Origin of the sequence: Catenuloplanes japonicus, from assembly GCF_000717135.1 — a bacterium.
GTDB classification, from domain to species: domain Bacteria; phylum Actinomycetota; class Actinomycetes; order Mycobacteriales; family Micromonosporaceae; genus Catenuloplanes; species Catenuloplanes japonicus.
On record NZ_JNXY01000127.1, the window covers coordinates 1 to 206 of the forward strand.

1 protein-coding gene is annotated in these 206 nt (G+C 67.5%); it reads right to left on the reverse strand.

Annotated features, from left to right (window positions below; translation table 11 throughout):
• Positions 1–206 (reverse strand): hypothetical protein (locus OP04_RS55320; protein WP_198154342.1); only part of this gene is annotated, 206 nt, incomplete at both ends.

Consider the following 206-nt stretch of genomic DNA (forward strand, 5'->3'; position numbering starts at 1 on the left):
GCTTCAGCGCCAGGCGCTTGTTGGCCTTGGTCGCGGCCTTGCCCTTGCTGTCCGTCTCCGTGTAGCCGGTGATCGTGATGGCCTTCGCGGTCGCCAGCGTGCCCTTGAGGTCGTTGAGCGTCCGGAGCGCCTTCGGCCGCAGCTTCGCGGAGTAGTGCGGGAACGTGAACGACTGCAGCACCACCGTGTTGTTCACCGGCGGCGCC